Source organism: Chryseobacterium sp. S90 (assembly GCF_047444895.1).
In the GTDB taxonomy this organism is placed as follows: Bacteria; Bacteroidota; Bacteroidia; order Flavobacteriales; family Weeksellaceae; genus Chryseobacterium.
Genome location: NZ_JBLGCX010000001.1, coordinates 427,669 through 443,686, shown reverse-complemented (window position 1 = coordinate 443,686; position 16,018 = coordinate 427,669). Strand labels below are relative to the sequence as shown.

Below are 16,018 nucleotides of genomic sequence, written 5' to 3'. Positions count from 1 at the left end.
GAATGCAATTTAATAAAGATAAGGGTTTGATGCACAGGTTATTATTTATATTTATTTTACTTATTTGTCCGTTTTTTGTTCAGGCGCAGGATGTTTTAAGCAAATTAGAAAGAGAATACAATCATGCATCAAGCAATACGGCAGAACAGCTCAACTTGGCTCCCAAATACGTGACTGCCTTATTTTTTCATAACCTTAAACCTAAATCTTATCAGATTTTAGAAACCAATATTTCCATTGCTGTAAGACAGACAGACGGAAAGTATGCTACAATTTTATACGCGGTGCAAGCCATGAACTATCGGCTGGATAATAAAACAGCGGAGTCTTCAAAAAGTCTTGACATGGCAAATGCCTATAGCTTAAAAACGAATAGTAATGAAGCAAAAGGTTATGTACAATATGCAAGAGGCTGGATCCTTACCCGTAATAATAAAACGACCGATGCTGTTGCCGCTTACCTTAAAGCGATTGATTATTACGAAAACTCACCAACAACTTCTACGCTGTACGGGAGATTTGGCAATGTAGCAAAAGAATTATCCACTATTTATTCTAATCTCAATGAATACCAGCTGGAAGAAAAATATAGTAAACAGTTTCTGTTGCTGGCATCCAGGCAAAATGATCCAAATCTTATCTTCGATGCCTATATGCGAATGGGGTATGTGTATGAACAAAAATACATTCAAAATCCATCAAATACAGAGTTAAGAGATAAAACAGAGCAGTATTATCTGCAGGCTATTGCGACTTTCAACAAAAATAAAGACAGGATGCTTAACAGAAGCAGTCTTTCTTATGCGGCCATTAATTTAGCCAATTTATATACAGAATTTGACAGTGATAAGGCGATGCAATATGCCCAGCTTGCCAATAAAGTAAGTCTGGAAACCGGTGATGCCATTCATATCGCTTCTTCGTTTGGGATTCTGGCAGAACTGGCGCTGCAGAATAAGAGTTATGATTTAGCCAAATCTTATTTTCTAAAAGCCTCTATGGAAATTGGAAAAAGTCCGGTGAGAGATCATAATATTGAACTGTCTATTCTTGAGTCTTTATCCAGAATCAGTGAAGAGCAAGGGAATTACAAAGAAGCACTGACTTATTATAAAAGCTATGTTGATCAATACAAAAGTGTTTACGATCAGGAAAAACTGGATATTACCAAAAGATTAGAATCGCAGTTTGATAAAGAACGACAGGAGCAGAAATACATCAAATTACAACTGGAAAGTGACAAAAAAGCACAGGAAATTAAGTTGATTAACATTTTGCGTGCACAGCGTGAGCAGGTCTACAACAACCTAAAACTGGTAGAAGAAAACCAGCGTGAGCGACTGAAATTTTCAGAACTTGAATCAGAGAAAAAAGAACAGCAGCTTCGTTTGGCAAAACTGGAAACCCAGCAGAAAAATAACGATATCAACAACTTTAAAAAACTGTTGGCATTCAAGGAAAAGATCAATACGTACTACATCTTTTTTATTATCTTTTTCATTGTTCTGATTCTCTTATTGCTTTATGCCTATAAACAGCGTGCAAAGTCTATTAAACGAAGAGACGAGCTGCATGCTTTAGCCATGGAACAAGAGAAACAAAATTCAAAAATATCTACGCTTACCGCATTGCTTGAAGGGCAGGAGCAGGAACGCGGCCGCCTTGCCCGTGATCTTCATGACGGATTGGGAGGTTTGCTTTCAGGAACGAAACATCAGTTGTCTTATTTAAATCCTCATCAGTCCGAAAATATAGAAGAAGGAATTTCAAAATCGATTGAGCAAATTGATGGAGCTGTAGAAGAGTTAAGAAGAGTAGCACATAATTTAATGCCTGATTTATTAACGAAATATGGATTGGAAGTAGCCATTCAGGAGTTTGCTTCCCGTATATCCAATAACGTATTAGAAATCCATACCGAATTTATCAATTACAGCAATTCAATATCAAAGGAAAAGCAGCTGATTATCTACAGAATCATTCAGGAATTGGTAAATAACGCGATAAAACATGCCGAGACTTCAGAGATTATTGTTCAGGTAAGCGAAGAAGAAAATCTGTTAAACCTTACGGTAGAAGATAATGGTAAAGGCTTCGATCATACAAACCTGGATGTGAGAAAAACAGCAGGTTTTCACAACATAGAATTAAGAGTCCAATTTTTAAAAGGAACAATGAATATCACCTCCGAACTGAATATTGGTACCAGTATAGAACTTCAAATTCCTATTCATTAAGCATGATAAAAGTAGCCATAACAGATGATCACCCACTTCTCTTGGAAGGACTGAAAAATATTTTAGGAAACAGCGATACGATAGATGTTGTAGACTGTTTCAAAAACGTTTCAGAAATGAATGCAGGTCTGGCAAAACAAGCAGTTGATATTTTACTGCTGGACATCAATCTGGCAGATATCAACAGCATCGAGCTGATAAAGCCTTTAAAGAAAAAGTACAGTAACCTTCAGATTATCATTCTCAGCGTTCACAATGAACTGCCTGTTATTAACAGTACTTTGGCTGAAGGTGCTTTGGGATACATTCAGAAAAATGCTTCAGTTTCCGAAATCCTTGAAGGAATTACAGCCGTAAATGCCGGTAACCGATTTTTATGCTCACAAACCAGATCTGTTCTGGAAAAAAAATCTGCAGATGGATTAAATCATGTCCCGAAACTGACCCGAAGAGAAAAGGAAATTTTAGCCGAGGCAGCAAAAGGACTTACAACCAATCAAATGGCAGAAAAGCTCTTTATCAGCCCGCACACGGTTGAAAGCCACAGAAAAAATCTTATTGAAAAATTTCAAACCTCTAATCTTAGTTCTGCCATTAAGCTGGCTATAGAATACGGTTTGGTGATCGAATAACATATTCATCCAACAAAAAGGCCTGCTTACATCGTAAAAGCAGACCTTTTTTTATATAATCAAATAATCGGGTGTGTTCTCTTAGTCTTTGAATTTCAACGCAGCCTGAAACAGGTTTTTCTTTCCTATTAAATCATATTCATCATTATATTCAGGCTGATACATCAGCATAAAAACGCTGCCGTCAAAATCTTTCAGATTGATGGGCTGATCTACCATGATATCATAAAACCTTGTAATAGTACGGGTAGCTGTCCATTGTTTGGCATTACCTTTAGGGTTTTTATCAAATCTGTGATCCTTCGCATCTGTATAGTACCAGTACGATGGTGCAGAATCCATCAGAAACATCTCTTTGTCCTTATTATATAGCTCTTCTGCCATACCTGTATTCTGAAACCATGGCACATCCATATTCAAAACGCCCAGAGCTCCTGCATAGATATCTTTATTCGTAGTGGCACCTATTAAAAATCCTTCCAGGTTGGTAGATGTAATCTCAAATTGGAAAGTGGATTTTTTCAGCTCATAAACATCATTCACAGGCTCAATCACTTTTCCGTCCTGCTTAATAACCACTTTCAGCGATTGCGCGAAAGTCATAAAACTTAATAAACAAAAAAGGAAGGTCAAACTTAATTTTTTCATTGTATCTCTTTAAATATTGCAGCAAAGATATTGGACTTTATTCCCATAAACACTGGCTGATTTCAGGGGTTTTTTAATTTATCCTAAAACAGATCAGCCTTCAACTGGATTTTTATATAAGCCGTTTTCTGCTTTTTACCATTAGCCGAAGCGGAATTAAGTGGGTAGACTTCTGCATAAAAAGTATCATGATCTGTCCAGAATGCTTTTTTATCATCTGCTATTTTGAAGTTAGTGAAATTCACATACAAAAGATTGTCCTGTTTTTTGGTTTGTGGAAAATATTTGGAAATCACAAAATTACTCCCCACATCATTATTGGATGAAACAAAGGTAACCCAGCCTTTGGAAGGAAGGATTTGTGGATAGCCTTCTGTACTCAGTTCAAACATAACTGCGTTTTTTATATTGAAAAAGGAATAATAGGAATCTACAACTTCATCAGAATTTTCTTTGAATACTTCCAGGTTTAAGTAAGGTGATCTTCCTACATATTCATTGGCAAGCGGCCCCGTTTCTGTAGAGATGCTTTCATGTTGTGTAATCACTTCTTTTCTGCCATTTTCTTTGTATACCCAGTTATCTGCCTGCAGTTGTATATTTGGATTTTTTACCAATGTTTCGTTGATTCTATTTTTTGAACTGGTTTTAAATTCCTGTTCTGAAATCTCAGTAATAGTTCCAAATTTCTTAAAAGATTTATTCTTAAAATCATCAGATTGTTTAAATGTACTGCTTCTGATCTCATAGAGATCCAAACCCTTTAAAGTAAGCTCATATGCCGGAGTGAATTCTGATTTCAGGACAAATGCTTCAATACTGTTCGAAATATTGTTATTAATGCTGTAATGGATAGAATAGAAGTCTTCAAACTCTTCAAATCCATAGTAATTATCAAGTTTATTATAAACCATTTTCAAATGAGCGGCATCTTTACTCGGCGTTACAAAAAACTGTATAGAATCCAGCTTGGTAAATAATTGAAATGGTACTTCCTGAACATTATCCACACCTTTTATTTTTTTGAAATCAGATAATGTTATTGTTTTTTGCTTAACTTCAGTTTCGGATTTGTTACTCTCTGATGTTTTATTCTGTTGATTGCATCCTGCAAGAACCATCATTGACGATATAAAGATTTGATTGATGACTTTCATTTATTATATTTTGGGGCAAATGTATTGGTATTCGGACCAGCAGCCAACAAAAACGCCTGAATATGGGCAATAAATGGCTGAAAACAGGGATATATGAAGTGGCAGAATTTGGACAATTTTACAAAACGACAAACCCAATATTGTAATTTACTTTTATCAACATGAAAAACTTAATAATCAGCCTTTCAGTGGTGACTGCTTTACTGGCATCCTGTTCACCCGCTACAGACAAAAAAGTGGAAAAAAATACCTCTCCGGACACCAAAAAAGAAATTGCAGCATCTAAACCAGAACCAGTGAAGATTGATCCGGCAACATTAGAAATACCAGGTGATTTTTCAACATTAGTTCCTATTGATTTGTTGAATAGTAAAAGTACCAATGTACATGATAAATATGGTATAGAGTTCTCCGGGAACTGTTATTCATGCGATCTGACAAGCCTGTCTATAACAAAGAAGCAAATCAGATGGACGAATGTCTGTGATGAAAAAGATACTTTTATAATTGATGATTTTTCATACTCTAATGAAGGAAACAAAACTGTTTTTAAAACACCGGAAAGAACCTATATTTTAACCCAAATAGATAAAGCACCCGTTTATGAACTCGTAATAGAAGGCAAAAAACTGGAATTAAAAAACAAAAGAATATCCAAATATTTTACGACCGAAAAAGCTTTACCTCTTTTCACAGAGCATGATTGTGGTGATTTTGAAGGATAGACGGCAGAGTAGTATGGCATTCTCTTCTTAAGATTAAAGCATAAAAAAACCTCAAAGTAATTTGAGGTTTTTTTATATTAAAATAATGACTTAATTATTTTGCTGGTTTTTTAGGACTCATCATCATAATCATCCTTTTTCCTTCAAGTTTAGGAAGCTGGTCTACTTTTCCTACGTGCTCTAGTTCCTGAGCAAGTTTTAAAAGCAAAATTTCTCCCTGGTCCTTAAAGATAATCGAACGTCCTTTAAAAAATACGTAGGTCTTTAATTTAGAACCTTCTTCAAGGAATTTTTCAGCATGCTTCTTTTTGAATTCGTAATCGTGGTCGTCAGTCTGAGGTCCGAAACGGATCTCTTTTACTACCACTTTTACTTGCTTAGCCTTAAGTTCCTTTTGTTTTTTCTTTTGCTCGTATAAGAATTTCTTATATTCTAATACTCTTGCAATAAAAGGTTCTGCTTTATCAGAAATTACTACTAAATCCAATTCCTGATCTGCAGCAATCTGTCTTGCTTTGTCAATTGGATAAATTCCTGGCTCTACGTTATCGCCCACCAAACGAAGCTCTCTCACACGAATTTTATCGTTGATCAAGTGTAAGTCCTCTTGTACCGGACGTCTTTGTGGGCCCCTGTTGTTAAATCTTTGTGCTATTGTATTATAATTTTATTGGTTAATTACTTAATTTAATTGATTCAAATATTTAAAAATTGAAAGATTCTGTTATTGTATTAACTCTTGAATCCTTCAATCTTTTAATTTTAAATTTATATGGCTGCTTCTTTTTTAAAGTAAGCAACGAAATCTTCCATTTTCATGACTCCAAGATCTCCTTCTCCACGTCTTCTTACAGAAATCGTGCCTTCATTTTCTTCATTTTCTCCTACGACAAGCATGAAAGGAATTTTGTTCAATTCAGCATCACGGATCTTTTTACCTGTCTTCTCGTTTCTGTCGTCAATCTGACCGCTAATATCGTGATTTTCCAAAAATTGTGAAACTTTTTTTGAATAATCTACATATTTTTCACTGATCGGTAGAATAATAAACTGATCCGGGCTTAGCCATAATGGGAAATCACCTGCAGTGTTTTCCAACAAAATAGCAATGAAACGCTCCATAGAACCAAATGGTGCTCTGTGGATCATTACCGGTCTGTGTTTTTCATTATCATTTCCGATATAATGAAGATCAAATCTTTCAGGAAGGTTATAATCTACCTGGATTGTTCCCAGCTGCCATTTTCTTCCTAAAGCATCTTTCACCATGAAGTCAAGCTTAGGACCGTAGAATGCCGCTTCACCGTATTCCACAACTGTTTTTAATCCTTTCTTCTGAGCTGCATTGATGATGGCACTTTCTGCTTTCTCCCAGTTTTCATCAGAACCGATATACTTTTGTTTGTTTTCAGGATCTCTCAAAGAAACCTGAGTTACAAAATCTTCAAACCCTAAAGATTTGAATACATAAAGGGTAAGATCAATTACCTTTTCAAATTCTTCAGAAAGCTGATCCGGAGTACAGAAAAGGTGAGCATCATCCTGAGTAAATCCACGAACTCTCGTTAAACCGTGAAGTTCTCCACTTTGCTCATATCTGTATACCGTACCAAATTCTGCATATCTTTTTGGTAAATCTCTGTAGCTCCATTGTGAAGTTTTGTAAATTTCACAGTGGTGAGGACAGTTCATTGGTTTCAGCAAAAATTCTTCCCCTTCATTCGGAGTTTTAATCGGCTGGAAGCTGTCTTCCCCATATTTATCCCAGTGTCCTGAAGTTACATACAATTCTTTTGCCCCGATGTGTGGAGACATTACAAATTCATAACCTCCTTTTTTCTGAGCATCAGAAAGGAAATTTTCAAGTTTTCTTCTTAAAGCAGTTCCTTTTGGTAACCAAAGCGGCAACCCAGCGCCTACTTTTTCAGAGAATGCAAAAATTCCAAGTTCTTTACCTAATTTTCTGTGGTCTCTTCTTTTAGCTTCTTCTAATCTTTCAAGATATTCAGTAAGATCTTTCTGTTTAGGGAAAGAAATACCATATACTCTTGTCAATTGAGGGTTCTTTTCATTACCTCTCCAGTAAGCTCCGGCTGCATTTAAAATTTTAACCGCCTTTACAATTCCAGTATTCGGAATGTGACCACCACGACATAAATCTGTGAAGTTATCGTGCGTTACAAAAGTAATTTCTCCATCATTAAGATTAGAGATCAGTTCCACTTTGTACGGATTGTCTGCGTATGTTTTTAAAGCATCTTCTTTAGAAACCGGATAAAGAGAGAAGGTAGAACCTTTCTTCGCATTTTCTAAGATCTTTTTCTCAATCTTTTCAAAATCTTTTTCAGATAAGCTTTCATCCCCGAAATCTACGTCATAGTAGAATCCGCTTTCGATAGCTGGACCAATGGTCAACTTAGCATTAGGATAAAAATCAAGGATAGCCTGCGCCAAAAGGTGGGCAGAAGAGTGCCAGAAAGCCTTCTTTCCAAGATCGTCATTCCAGGTCAAAAGCTGTACCGTAGAATCCGTGGTTATAGGTGTGGTTGTTTCTACTTGTTTGTCATTAACAATTGCGGAAATGGTGTTTCTAGCCAATCCCTCGCTTATAGATTTTGCCACATCTAGAGGAGTCACTGCTCCCTCGAATTCTTTGACACTATTGTCTGGAAGTGTAATTTTTATCATTGTTTACTAAGAAATTTTAAGAGGCAAAAATACGGAATTTTTAGATAAAATACTATATCCATCTGTATTTAGAATGAGAATTAATATCGAAAATAGAAAGATTTTTAACGTTTGGGAGTTATAGAGTTTATATTATGGTGTTCCCAAGAAAGAATTTTATTACTTTTATGACCTTAACAGAACTGGAATTCATCACTTTCCTGGTTTTGTTTTTAAATAGATTACAAAAAAAGCAATAGAAATTTTAAATCTTATAAAAAGAATAAAAATATAAGTTTCAGAAGATTAAAAGTAATATCTTAATCCGATGAATACAGGATATTGATGCAATAATAAAAGTTTTAATAATTGAAAATAAGATGGTTTTATAAATCTCTGAAATACAATATCCATATTCAATTAGAATCCAATAAATATTAAATTTCAAAAATTACAATCCCTATGAATAGGATAAACATTGATTTACATTGTGATCTTCTATATTATCTTCTAAGATCAGATTCAGCGCTTGATGATAAAGAACTAGGTTGTTCGCTGCCTTATTTACAGGATGGAAATGTAAAACTTCAGGTGATGGTGATGTATGCGGGAACAGGAGCTAATAGCACAACTCACGGACTGGAACAAAGCAAATTGTTTTCAAAATTGATCAAGAACGAGAATTTTTTCCTTTTTAATCATGATAATTTCAACGCTCTGGAAAATAAAAACCGGGTAGGAGTCATTGCTTCTATTGAAAATGCATCTGCTTTCTGCGATGAAAACCAAAGTCTGGAATCCGGATTCAAAAATCTGGAGACCATTATTGAAAACACTGAAAAAGTCTTTTATATTGGAATAACCCATCACCTGGAAAACCGTTTTGGAGGCGGAAATAATGCTACAGCGGGATTAAAAGATGATGGAAAAGTGCTGATCGACTATATTTCTGACCGGAAAATCGCCATTGATTTAGCCCACACAAGTGATCAGCTTGCTTATGATATTTTCACTTATATCGATCAAAGAAATTATTCAATTCCTATTCTGGCAAGCCACTCCAACTACAGAACTGTTTACAAAAATAATAGAAACCTTCCTGATGAACTGGCGAAAGAAGTGATTTCCAGAAAAGGATTGATTGGCCTGAATTTTATCAAAGATTATGTTGATATTGAACATCCCGAAAGACTCTATGAGCATATTCAATATGGGCTGGATCTGGGTGGAGAAGACAGCATAGCCTATGGTGCAGATTATTTCTACTGGAAAGATCACCCGGACAAATCCCGTCATCCTTTTTTCTTTCCTGAACATTCCAATGCTTCAGTATATCCGGCGGTCAATAAAGAAATTGAAGAACGATTTTCATCGGAGCTGGTTGAAAAAATCAGTCATAAAAATGCTTTGAACTTTATAAAGAATATGTATAAATAAAATCATAATTAACAGGTCGCTCCTCTGGAGCTATCATTTTAAAACAAATACTCCTATTAACTGTTAGCTCCTCCGGAGCTGGATTTAATCCCATCAGAATCTACTGTTAATAGAAAAAAAATTAATTCCCCGTAAAAGTAAAGCTCCAGAGGAGTGACCTGTTAATACTAAATCTGTGAGAGTATATTAAAAATAAAACAACTTATTGGGTGTTTTATTTCACATGAGGTAAACTCAATAATGTTTTGTAAATTAAGTGTTTGTGTATTTTTATTTAATGTTTTCTTTTATATTTAACTTTTTGCTTAATAATCTCGATCACATCTACATTCTGGACTTTAGATTTAATCCATCCATGAATATCAATATAGAATAATGAACGTCTATAGTATTCATTATTGGAATACTCTTCCAGCTTTTTATCAAAGGCTTCAAAGGTTTTCTGTCTCTGGTCCGGTACTTGATTATTCTGGTTCTTGAAAAACTGAATGCTTTCAAAATGGAACTCTTCCGGCTTTTTCATTTTTTTAGCAAACTTTAAAGTGGAAGCAATAAATTCATCATAATCTTCATCATTTCCTGATTCATATTTTGCCATTAAGATCAGAATTCTGGTGTGAAACAGCAGATCTTCCTGTACATTTCCTTTGGATTCTATGACTCTCATAGAATACTCAATAGATTTGTCAAACATTTTACTGCCGAAGAACATAGCGGCCATTTTCAGATAGAGAATCATAAAATGGTGCTCATCTATTCTTTCTCTGAGTTTTTCCATTTTTAATTCCACTTCAGGAATTAGCTTGGTTCCTGTGAAAAATTCCCCTTTTACAAAGTGAATATTCATCAGTGTATTGTAATGGGTAAGAAAAATAAGAGACTGAAGATTTTCATTCTGCACAAAATTCTCTGCATGTACCATTTTATTGAAATTTTCAAAATGCTCTTCGAGAATATCAATATTTCCATACAAAAACAGAATTTTCAGCAGATAAGTATTCCCTTTAATGTACCAAACCGGGTGGCTGTAGATCATTTCAGGCTTTTTATGAAACAGATCTACCCACTGATAAGCATATTTCAAGGTATATTTATAGTCCTGTAAAAGCTGGTTTTTCCAGACATGAGCTTTATAATACCAGAGTTTTTCTGTGAAGTTTAGCTTTTCTGGGTTTATGTTTTTAATCTGGGCATTAAAAACATCCATCACTTCCTGTCGGTCTGCATCATTTTTTACATAGCCGTGAGTAAGCATTTCACTGTATAATTTCAGAGAAAGATTGGACAGTTTTGTGGTATAACGGTTCTGTTTGCTTATTTCCTGAGATTGCTTGATAAGTTCTTCGGCACGACCTTCAATACTTCGGGTAATGAATTGTGATTCAATTACTTTTTCAAGGTCTATAATTTCAGAAGCAATACTTTTTTCATCCAGTTCCAATGCAGACTGTTTGGTTTTGTCAAGTATCTTCAGAGCCTGCTTGTAAAGTCCTTTCTGATACAGAATATTAGCAAAATCCAACTGTTCACGAAGCTGAATTCTGTAGTTCTGATGACTCGGGTTCATACGGAGGCTTACAAGAATCTGTTTGTAAAGATGGGCTTTAAGGTTGGAAAGCTGTTGTTTGGTAGAGATTTTTTTCTCAATAATTATATTTTCATCATATTCCTTCATCTTGTCCATTTCAGAAAATAACAATAGAAATTTAGCATCTACATTAATTCCGAGACGGTTTACATACAACTTAAACTGTCGTTTTTCAGAGGTGGTCAATGACTTTACCAATACAAACAAAAAATCTTTCTGCAATTCTGCCATTGTAAATTTTTATAAATTAAAATACTGATTAATAAATGGATATGATTGTTTTTTCAACGGTTGAGTATTGTAATTTTCAGAAAAAGTGAAAATGAAAAAATATTGCAACCCGTAGTTTTGAACCAAAATTAAGTAAAAATCTTCACTTATGAATTCCGAAAAAATTGAAATTTTTGATACAACACTAAGAGATGGGGAACAGGTTCCGGGATGTAAACTGAATACGGAACAAAAACTGATTATTGCTGAAAGGCTTGATGAGCTGGGGATTGATATCATTGAAGCAGGATTCCCGATTTCCAGTCCTGGAGATTTTGAATCTGTTTCAGAAATTTCAAAATTGGTAAGAAAAGCTAAAGTATGCGGGCTGACAAGAGCGAATAAAAAAGATATTGATGTAGCCGCAGAAGCACTAAAGTTTGCAAAGAGACCAAGAATACACACCGGAATCGGAACTTCTGATTCTCACATTAAATATAAATTCAACTCAACAAGAGAAGATATTATTGAAAGAGCAGCCGAAGCGGTAAAATATGCCAAAACGTATGTAGAAGACGTAGAATTTTATGCTGAAGATGCGGGACGAACGGATAATGAATATCTGGCAAGAGTTTGTGAGGCTGTTATCAAAGCCGGAGCAACGGTTTTAAATATTCCTGATACAACAGGCTATTGTCTGCCAGAAGAGTATGGTCAGAAAATAAAGTATCTGAGAGAAAACGTAAAAGGAATTGAGAAAGCAGTGTTGTCATGCCATTGCCATAATGATCTGGGGCTGGCTACTGCTAATTCAATTGCGGGAGCTATCAACGGAGCGCGTCAAATTGAATGTACCATCAACGGGCTAGGAGAAAGAGCTGGTAATACGGCTTTGGAGGAAGTTGTCATGATTTTAAAACAGCATAAAGACTTGAATCTTCATACGGATGTCAATTCAAGAATGCTGAATGAAATGAGTGCAATGGTATCTGATCTGATGGGAATGTCTGTACAGCCCAATAAAGCGATCGTAGGAGCCAACGCCTTTGCTCACAGCTCAGGAATTCATCAGGATGGAGTTATCAAGAATAGAGAAACTTATGAAATCATAGATCCGGCAGAAGTAGGCGTGAATGCTTCTTCAATCATTCTTACCGCCAGAAGCGGACGTTCAGCATTGGCTTACCGTTTCAAACATATCGGCTATGAAGTTACCAAAAATGAACTTGATTATTTATACCAGGAATTTTTGAAAATTGCTGATCTTAAAAAAGAAATAGGTAACGATGATCTGAGCATGATGATGGATTCTTTCAACAGAAAAATAGGATAGGTTTGATTTTAAATCAACATAAAAGTAAAATGAACAACAGTAAAAAGACACTTTTTGATAAAGTATGGGACGCTCACGTGGTAGAAACCATTCCTGACGGACCTCAGATTATTTATATAGACAAACATCTTATCCATGAGGTAACCAGTCCTCAGGCTTTTGCAGAACTTGAATCCAGAAATCTGGAAATATTCAGGCCGGAACAGATTGTAGCCACTGCAGATCACAACGTACCCACTTTACATCAGGAACAGCCTATCAGAGATGAACTTTCAAGAAATCAGGTAGAACAGCTTACGGAAAACTGTAAGAAAAACAATATTGAACTCTTCGGATTGGGACATCAATATCAGGGAATCGTTCATATCATTGCTCCGGAATTAGGAATTACCCAGCCGGGAATGAGTATTGTTTGTGGAGACAGCCACACGTCTACGCATGGTGCATTTGGATCTATTGCTTTTGGAATCGGAACAAGCCAGGTTGCACAGGTATTTGCGAGCCAATGTCTGTTATTGAATAAACCAAAGTCAATGAGAATTACAGTCAATGGTACACTGAATGAAAATGTTCAGTCCAAAGATGTGATTCTTTATATCATTTCAAAAATAGGAACTGATGGCGGAACAGGATATTTCTGTGAATATGCAGGCAATGTATTTGAAGAAATGTCTATGGAAGGAAGAATGACTGTCTGCAATATGAGCATTGAAATGGGTGCCAGAGGAGGAATGATTGCTCCCGATGAAACGACTTTTGAATATGTTCAGGGAAGAAAATTTGCTCCGGAAGGAGAAGATTGGGAAGAGAAAGTAGAGTATTGGAGAACTCTGAAAACGGATGAAGGAGCTACATTTGATAAAGAACTAAGTTTTGATGCGTCAGATATTTATCCGATGATTACTTACGGAACAAACCCTGGAATGGGGATTTCTATCCGTGAAGTGATTCCGGTTCCTCAAAATGAATCGGAGGAGAAAGCACTGCAATATATGGGATTGGAAGCCGGACAGACAGTTAACAGCATCAAAGTTAATTATGTTTTTATAGGAAGCTGTACCAATGCAAGAATAGAGGATTTCCGTTCTGCAGCTCAATATATTAAAGGGAAGAGCAAATCGGAAGCTGTAAAAGCCCTGATTGTTCCCGGATCTCAACAGGTGGTTAAACAGATTTATGAGGAAGGTCTGGATAAAATATTCAATGATGCAGGATTTCAGATCCGTCAGCCGGGATGCTCAGCATGTCTGGCGATGAATGATGATAAAATTCCTGAAGGTGAATATTGTGTTTCCACTTCCAACAGAAACTTTGAAGGCAGACAGGGACAAGGTTCAAGAACAATTCTTGCCAGCCCGCTTACCGCAGCAAAAGCAGCAATAGAAGGTAAAATATCAGCCCTTGAAAGTTTAAACTAAAAGTAATTTTAAATTTATTTTAACCACAAAAGGCACAAAAGGTTGTGTCGTTTGTAAGAAGAAGTTATCATTTGCTTACATAAAAAGAGCACTTAAGCTTTATGAAAATTTTTGATTTTCATTCTTTTGCGAACTTCTTATATGGATTCTTTTATCCATCCTTAAGTAAACAGAGGTGAAAAAAACTTTTGTGACTTTTGTGGTTCAAGTCTAACAATGTAGAATACATGCAAAAATTAGTAGTTTTAAAATCCCGTGCAGTTCCATTGCCGGCAGAAAATATAGATACAGACCAGATTATTCCGGCAAGATTCCTGAAAAGTATAGACAGAAAAGGTTTTGGAGAAAATCTGTTCAGAGACTGGAGATTCAATATCCATACAGGAGAACCCAATCCTGATTTTGTTTTAAATAATCCTAAATTCAGTGGTGAAATTTTGGTTGCAGGAAACAATTTCGGTTGTGGAAGCAGCCGTGAACACGCAGCCTGGTCTTTGACAGATTATGGATTCAAAGTAATTATTTCCAGTTATTTCGCTGATATTTTCAAAGGAAATGCTTTAAATAACGGACTTCTTCCGGTAAAAGTCTCTGAAGAATTTTTAAAAGAAATTTTAGAAGGAATCAATGAAAATCCAAACAATGAGATCGCGATTGATGTGGAATTACAATCCGTAAGCTTTAAAGATACGACGGAGACTTTTGAGATTGATTCTTATAAAAAAATATGTCTGTTGAACGGCTATGACGATATTGATTTTTTAATCAGCAGAAAACAGACGATCACAAATTTTGAACTAAAGACACAAAAAACAAATGAGCAACAATTATTTTAAAATCGCGGTTCTTCCCGGAGATGGGATTGGCCCGGAAATCATCAGTGAAAGCATTAAAATATTAGATGTTATTGCTGAAGCTTTTCAATGCAAATTCCATTTTGACTATGGATTAATCGGGGCAGAAGCTATTTTCAAGACAGGAAATCCTTTACCTGAAGAAACATTAAAGATCTGTAAAGAATCTGATGCCGTACTTTTCGGAGCCATTGGTGATCCGGTTTTTGATAATAATCCTGAAGCGAAAGTAAGACCTGAACAAGGGTTGTTGAAACTCCGTAAAGAATTGGGATTGTTTGCCAATATCCGTCCTTTGAAAACATATCCATCATTGATTGATAAAAGTCCGCTTAAAAGAGAAATTATTGATGGGGCTGATATCCAGATTTTCAGAGAATTGGTAAGTGGAATTTATTTTGGTGAAAAATTTACAGATCCGGAAGGTAATTATGCTTATGATGTCTGCAAATACAGCCGTGAAGATATTATTCCAATTGCGCATATGGCATTTCAGGAAGCTCAGAAAAGAAATAAAAAGCTTACTCTTATTGATAAGGCGAACGTTCTGGATACTTCAAGGCTGTGGAGAAAAACATGCCAGGAAATTGCTCCGGAATATCCGGATGTACAGCTTGATTATATGTTTGTAGACAATGCAGCCATGCAGTTGATCCTTAACCCTAAACATTTTGATGTTATTTTGACTGAAAATATGTTTGGTGATATTATTTCGGATGAAGCCAGTGTGATTGGTGGTTCTATCGGGCTGCTTCCATCTGCTTCGGTAGGAGAGAAGAACGCTTTATTTGAGCCTATCCATGGATCATACCCACAGGCCAAAGGAAAAGGAATAGCGAATCCTGTTGCTTCAATTTTAAGCGTAGCCATGATGTTGGATCATCTGAATCTACATGCTGCCGCTGAGAAATTAAGACAATCTGTAGAACATGCTATTGAGAACAAATATGTTACTATTGATCTTAATACCAAGCAATATTACTCAACAAGTGAAGTGGGAAGCTTTATTGCAGACCATATCAGATATTCCGAGAAATCGTATTATAATTTTGAAAATATAAAAATCGGAAAATCAACGATTGTATAGAAAACAATAAGTTCATTTAGATAGT

Annotated in this window: 13 protein-coding genes; 8 read left to right on the top strand and 5 right to left on the bottom strand. The window is 35.6% G+C overall.

The window, feature by feature from the left end; all coding sequences use genetic code 11:
• The first annotated feature begins 29 nt into the window (after positions 1-29).
• Entirely contained in the window at positions 30-2,237 is a 2,208-nt protein-coding gene (locus tag ACLMCG_RS02145; protein ID WP_413958612.1) for an ATP-binding protein, read from the top strand.
• Positions 2,238-2,239: 2 nt separating this feature from the next.
• Positions 2,240-2,869 (top strand): response regulator, encoded by a 630-nt coding sequence (locus ACLMCG_RS02140; protein ID WP_413958611.1) that lies wholly within the window; start codon positions 2,240-2,242, stop codon positions 2,867-2,869.
• 81 nt (positions 2,870-2,950) lie between these two features.
• Here ACLMCG_RS02140 and ACLMCG_RS02135 read toward each other — a convergent pair whose 3' ends face one another.
• Together ACLMCG_RS02135 and ACLMCG_RS02130 are read right to left on the bottom strand one after the other, a co-directional pair.
• Positions 2,951-3,517, bottom strand: a complete 567-nt coding sequence (locus tag ACLMCG_RS02135) for a hypothetical protein (protein WP_223598659.1) — start codon at positions 3,515-3,517, stop codon at positions 2,951-2,953.
• 83 nt (positions 3,518-3,600) lie between these two features.
• Entirely contained in the window at positions 3,601-4,674 is a 1,074-nt protein-coding gene (locus ACLMCG_RS02130) for a resolvase (protein WP_413958610.1), read from the bottom strand.
• Between the two features lie 161 nt (positions 4,675-4,835).
• On the opposite strand from ACLMCG_RS02130, the gene ACLMCG_RS02125 reads away from it, so the two are divergent.
• The gene (locus tag ACLMCG_RS02125; protein WP_413958609.1) at positions 4,836-5,399 is read left to right on the top strand and encodes a hypothetical protein; all 564 of its coding nucleotides are present in this window, start codon (positions 4,836-4,838) and stop codon (positions 5,397-5,399) included.
• A 94-nt stretch (positions 5,400-5,493) separates the two neighbouring features.
• Here the strand turns inward: ACLMCG_RS02125 and infC are convergent, their stop codons facing one another.
• Both infC and thrS read right to left on the bottom strand, forming a co-directional pair.
• A complete protein-coding gene (gene infC, locus ACLMCG_RS02120) occupies positions 5,494-5,994 on the bottom strand; it encodes a translation initiation factor IF-3 (RefSeq protein ID WP_185114236.1) in 501 nt (166 codons plus the stop codon).
• Between the two features lie 173 nt (positions 5,995-6,167).
• The gene (gene thrS, locus ACLMCG_RS02115; protein ID WP_223598655.1) at positions 6,168-8,087 is read right to left on the bottom strand and encodes a threonine--tRNA ligase; all 1,920 of its coding nucleotides are present in this window, start codon (positions 8,085-8,087) and stop codon (positions 6,168-6,170) included.
• 441 nt (positions 8,088-8,528) lie between these two features.
• Between thrS and ACLMCG_RS02110 the strand changes: the two genes are divergently transcribed.
• Positions 8,529-9,503, top strand: a complete 975-nt coding sequence (locus tag ACLMCG_RS02110; RefSeq protein ID WP_413958608.1) for a dipeptidase — start codon at positions 8,529-8,531, stop codon at positions 9,501-9,503.
• A gap of 274 nt (positions 9,504-9,777) precedes the next feature.
• On the opposite strand, the gene ACLMCG_RS02105 is transcribed toward ACLMCG_RS02110, so the two are convergent.
• Complete coding sequence (locus ACLMCG_RS02105; RefSeq protein WP_413958607.1) at positions 9,778-11,322, bottom strand: hypothetical protein; 1,545 nt, start codon at positions 11,320-11,322, stop codon at positions 9,778-9,780.
• A 148-nt stretch (positions 11,323-11,470) separates the two neighbouring features.
• Between ACLMCG_RS02105 and ACLMCG_RS02100 the strand changes: the two genes are divergently transcribed.
• From ACLMCG_RS02100 to leuB, 4 genes are all read left to right on the top strand, one after another.
• On the top strand, positions 11,471-12,634 hold the full coding sequence (locus tag ACLMCG_RS02100) for a 2-isopropylmalate synthase (protein ID WP_213279428.1): 1,164 nt from the start codon (positions 11,471-11,473) through the stop codon (positions 12,632-12,634).
• Positions 12,635-12,663: 29 nt separating this feature from the next.
• Positions 12,664-14,052 (top strand): 3-isopropylmalate dehydratase large subunit, encoded by a 1,389-nt coding sequence (gene leuC / locus ACLMCG_RS02095; protein ID WP_413958606.1) that lies wholly within the window; start codon positions 12,664-12,666, stop codon positions 14,050-14,052.
• A gap of 227 nt (positions 14,053-14,279) precedes the next feature.
• Positions 14,280-14,888, top strand: coding sequence for a 3-isopropylmalate dehydratase small subunit (leuD, locus tag ACLMCG_RS02090; RefSeq protein WP_223598650.1), 609 nt, complete (start codon positions 14,280-14,282; stop codon positions 14,886-14,888).
• Positions 14,869-15,993 carry a 3-isopropylmalate dehydrogenase gene (gene leuB, locus ACLMCG_RS02085; protein ID WP_413958605.1) on the top strand — a complete coding sequence of 375 codons (1,125 nt, stop codon included), beginning with the start codon at positions 14,869-14,871 and terminating at the stop codon, positions 15,991-15,993. The genes leuD and leuB overlap by 20 nt, the downstream gene beginning before the upstream one ends.
• Positions 15,994-16,018: the final 25 nt, after the last annotated feature.

Excerpts from the sequence above, each read along its gene's own strand:
- ACLMCG_RS02145 (WP_413958612.1), top strand. The coding sequence starts at position 30 with ATGCACAGGTTATTATTTATATTTATTTTACTTATTTGTCCGTTTTTT.
- ACLMCG_RS02140 (WP_413958611.1), top strand. The coding sequence starts at position 2,240 with ATGATAAAAGTAGCCATAACAGATGATCACCCACTTCTCTTGGAAGGA.
- ACLMCG_RS02135 (WP_223598659.1), bottom strand. The coding sequence starts at position 3,517 with ATGAAAAAATTAAGTTTGACCTTCCTTTTTTGTTTATTAAGTTTTATG.
- ACLMCG_RS02130 (WP_413958610.1), bottom strand. The coding sequence starts at position 4,674 with ATGAAAGTCATCAATCAAATCTTTATATCGTCAATGATGGTTCTTGCA.
- ACLMCG_RS02125 (WP_413958609.1), top strand. The coding sequence starts at position 4,836 with ATGAAAAACTTAATAATCAGCCTTTCAGTGGTGACTGCTTTACTGGCA.
- thrS (WP_223598655.1), bottom strand. The coding sequence starts at position 8,087 with ATGATAAAAATTACACTTCCAGACAATAGTGTCAAAGAATTCGAGGGA.
- ACLMCG_RS02110 (WP_413958608.1), top strand. The coding sequence starts at position 8,529 with ATGAATAGGATAAACATTGATTTACATTGTGATCTTCTATATTATCTT.
- ACLMCG_RS02105 (WP_413958607.1), bottom strand. The coding sequence starts at position 11,322 with ATGGCAGAATTGCAGAAAGATTTTTTGTTTGTATTGGTAAAGTCATTG.
- ACLMCG_RS02100 (WP_213279428.1), top strand. The coding sequence starts at position 11,471 with ATGAATTCCGAAAAAATTGAAATTTTTGATACAACACTAAGAGATGGG.
- leuC (WP_413958606.1), top strand. The coding sequence starts at position 12,664 with ATGAACAACAGTAAAAAGACACTTTTTGATAAAGTATGGGACGCTCAC.
- leuD (WP_223598650.1), top strand. The coding sequence starts at position 14,280 with ATGCAAAAATTAGTAGTTTTAAAATCCCGTGCAGTTCCATTGCCGGCA.
- leuB (WP_413958605.1), top strand. The coding sequence starts at position 14,869 with ATGAGCAACAATTATTTTAAAATCGCGGTTCTTCCCGGAGATGGGATT.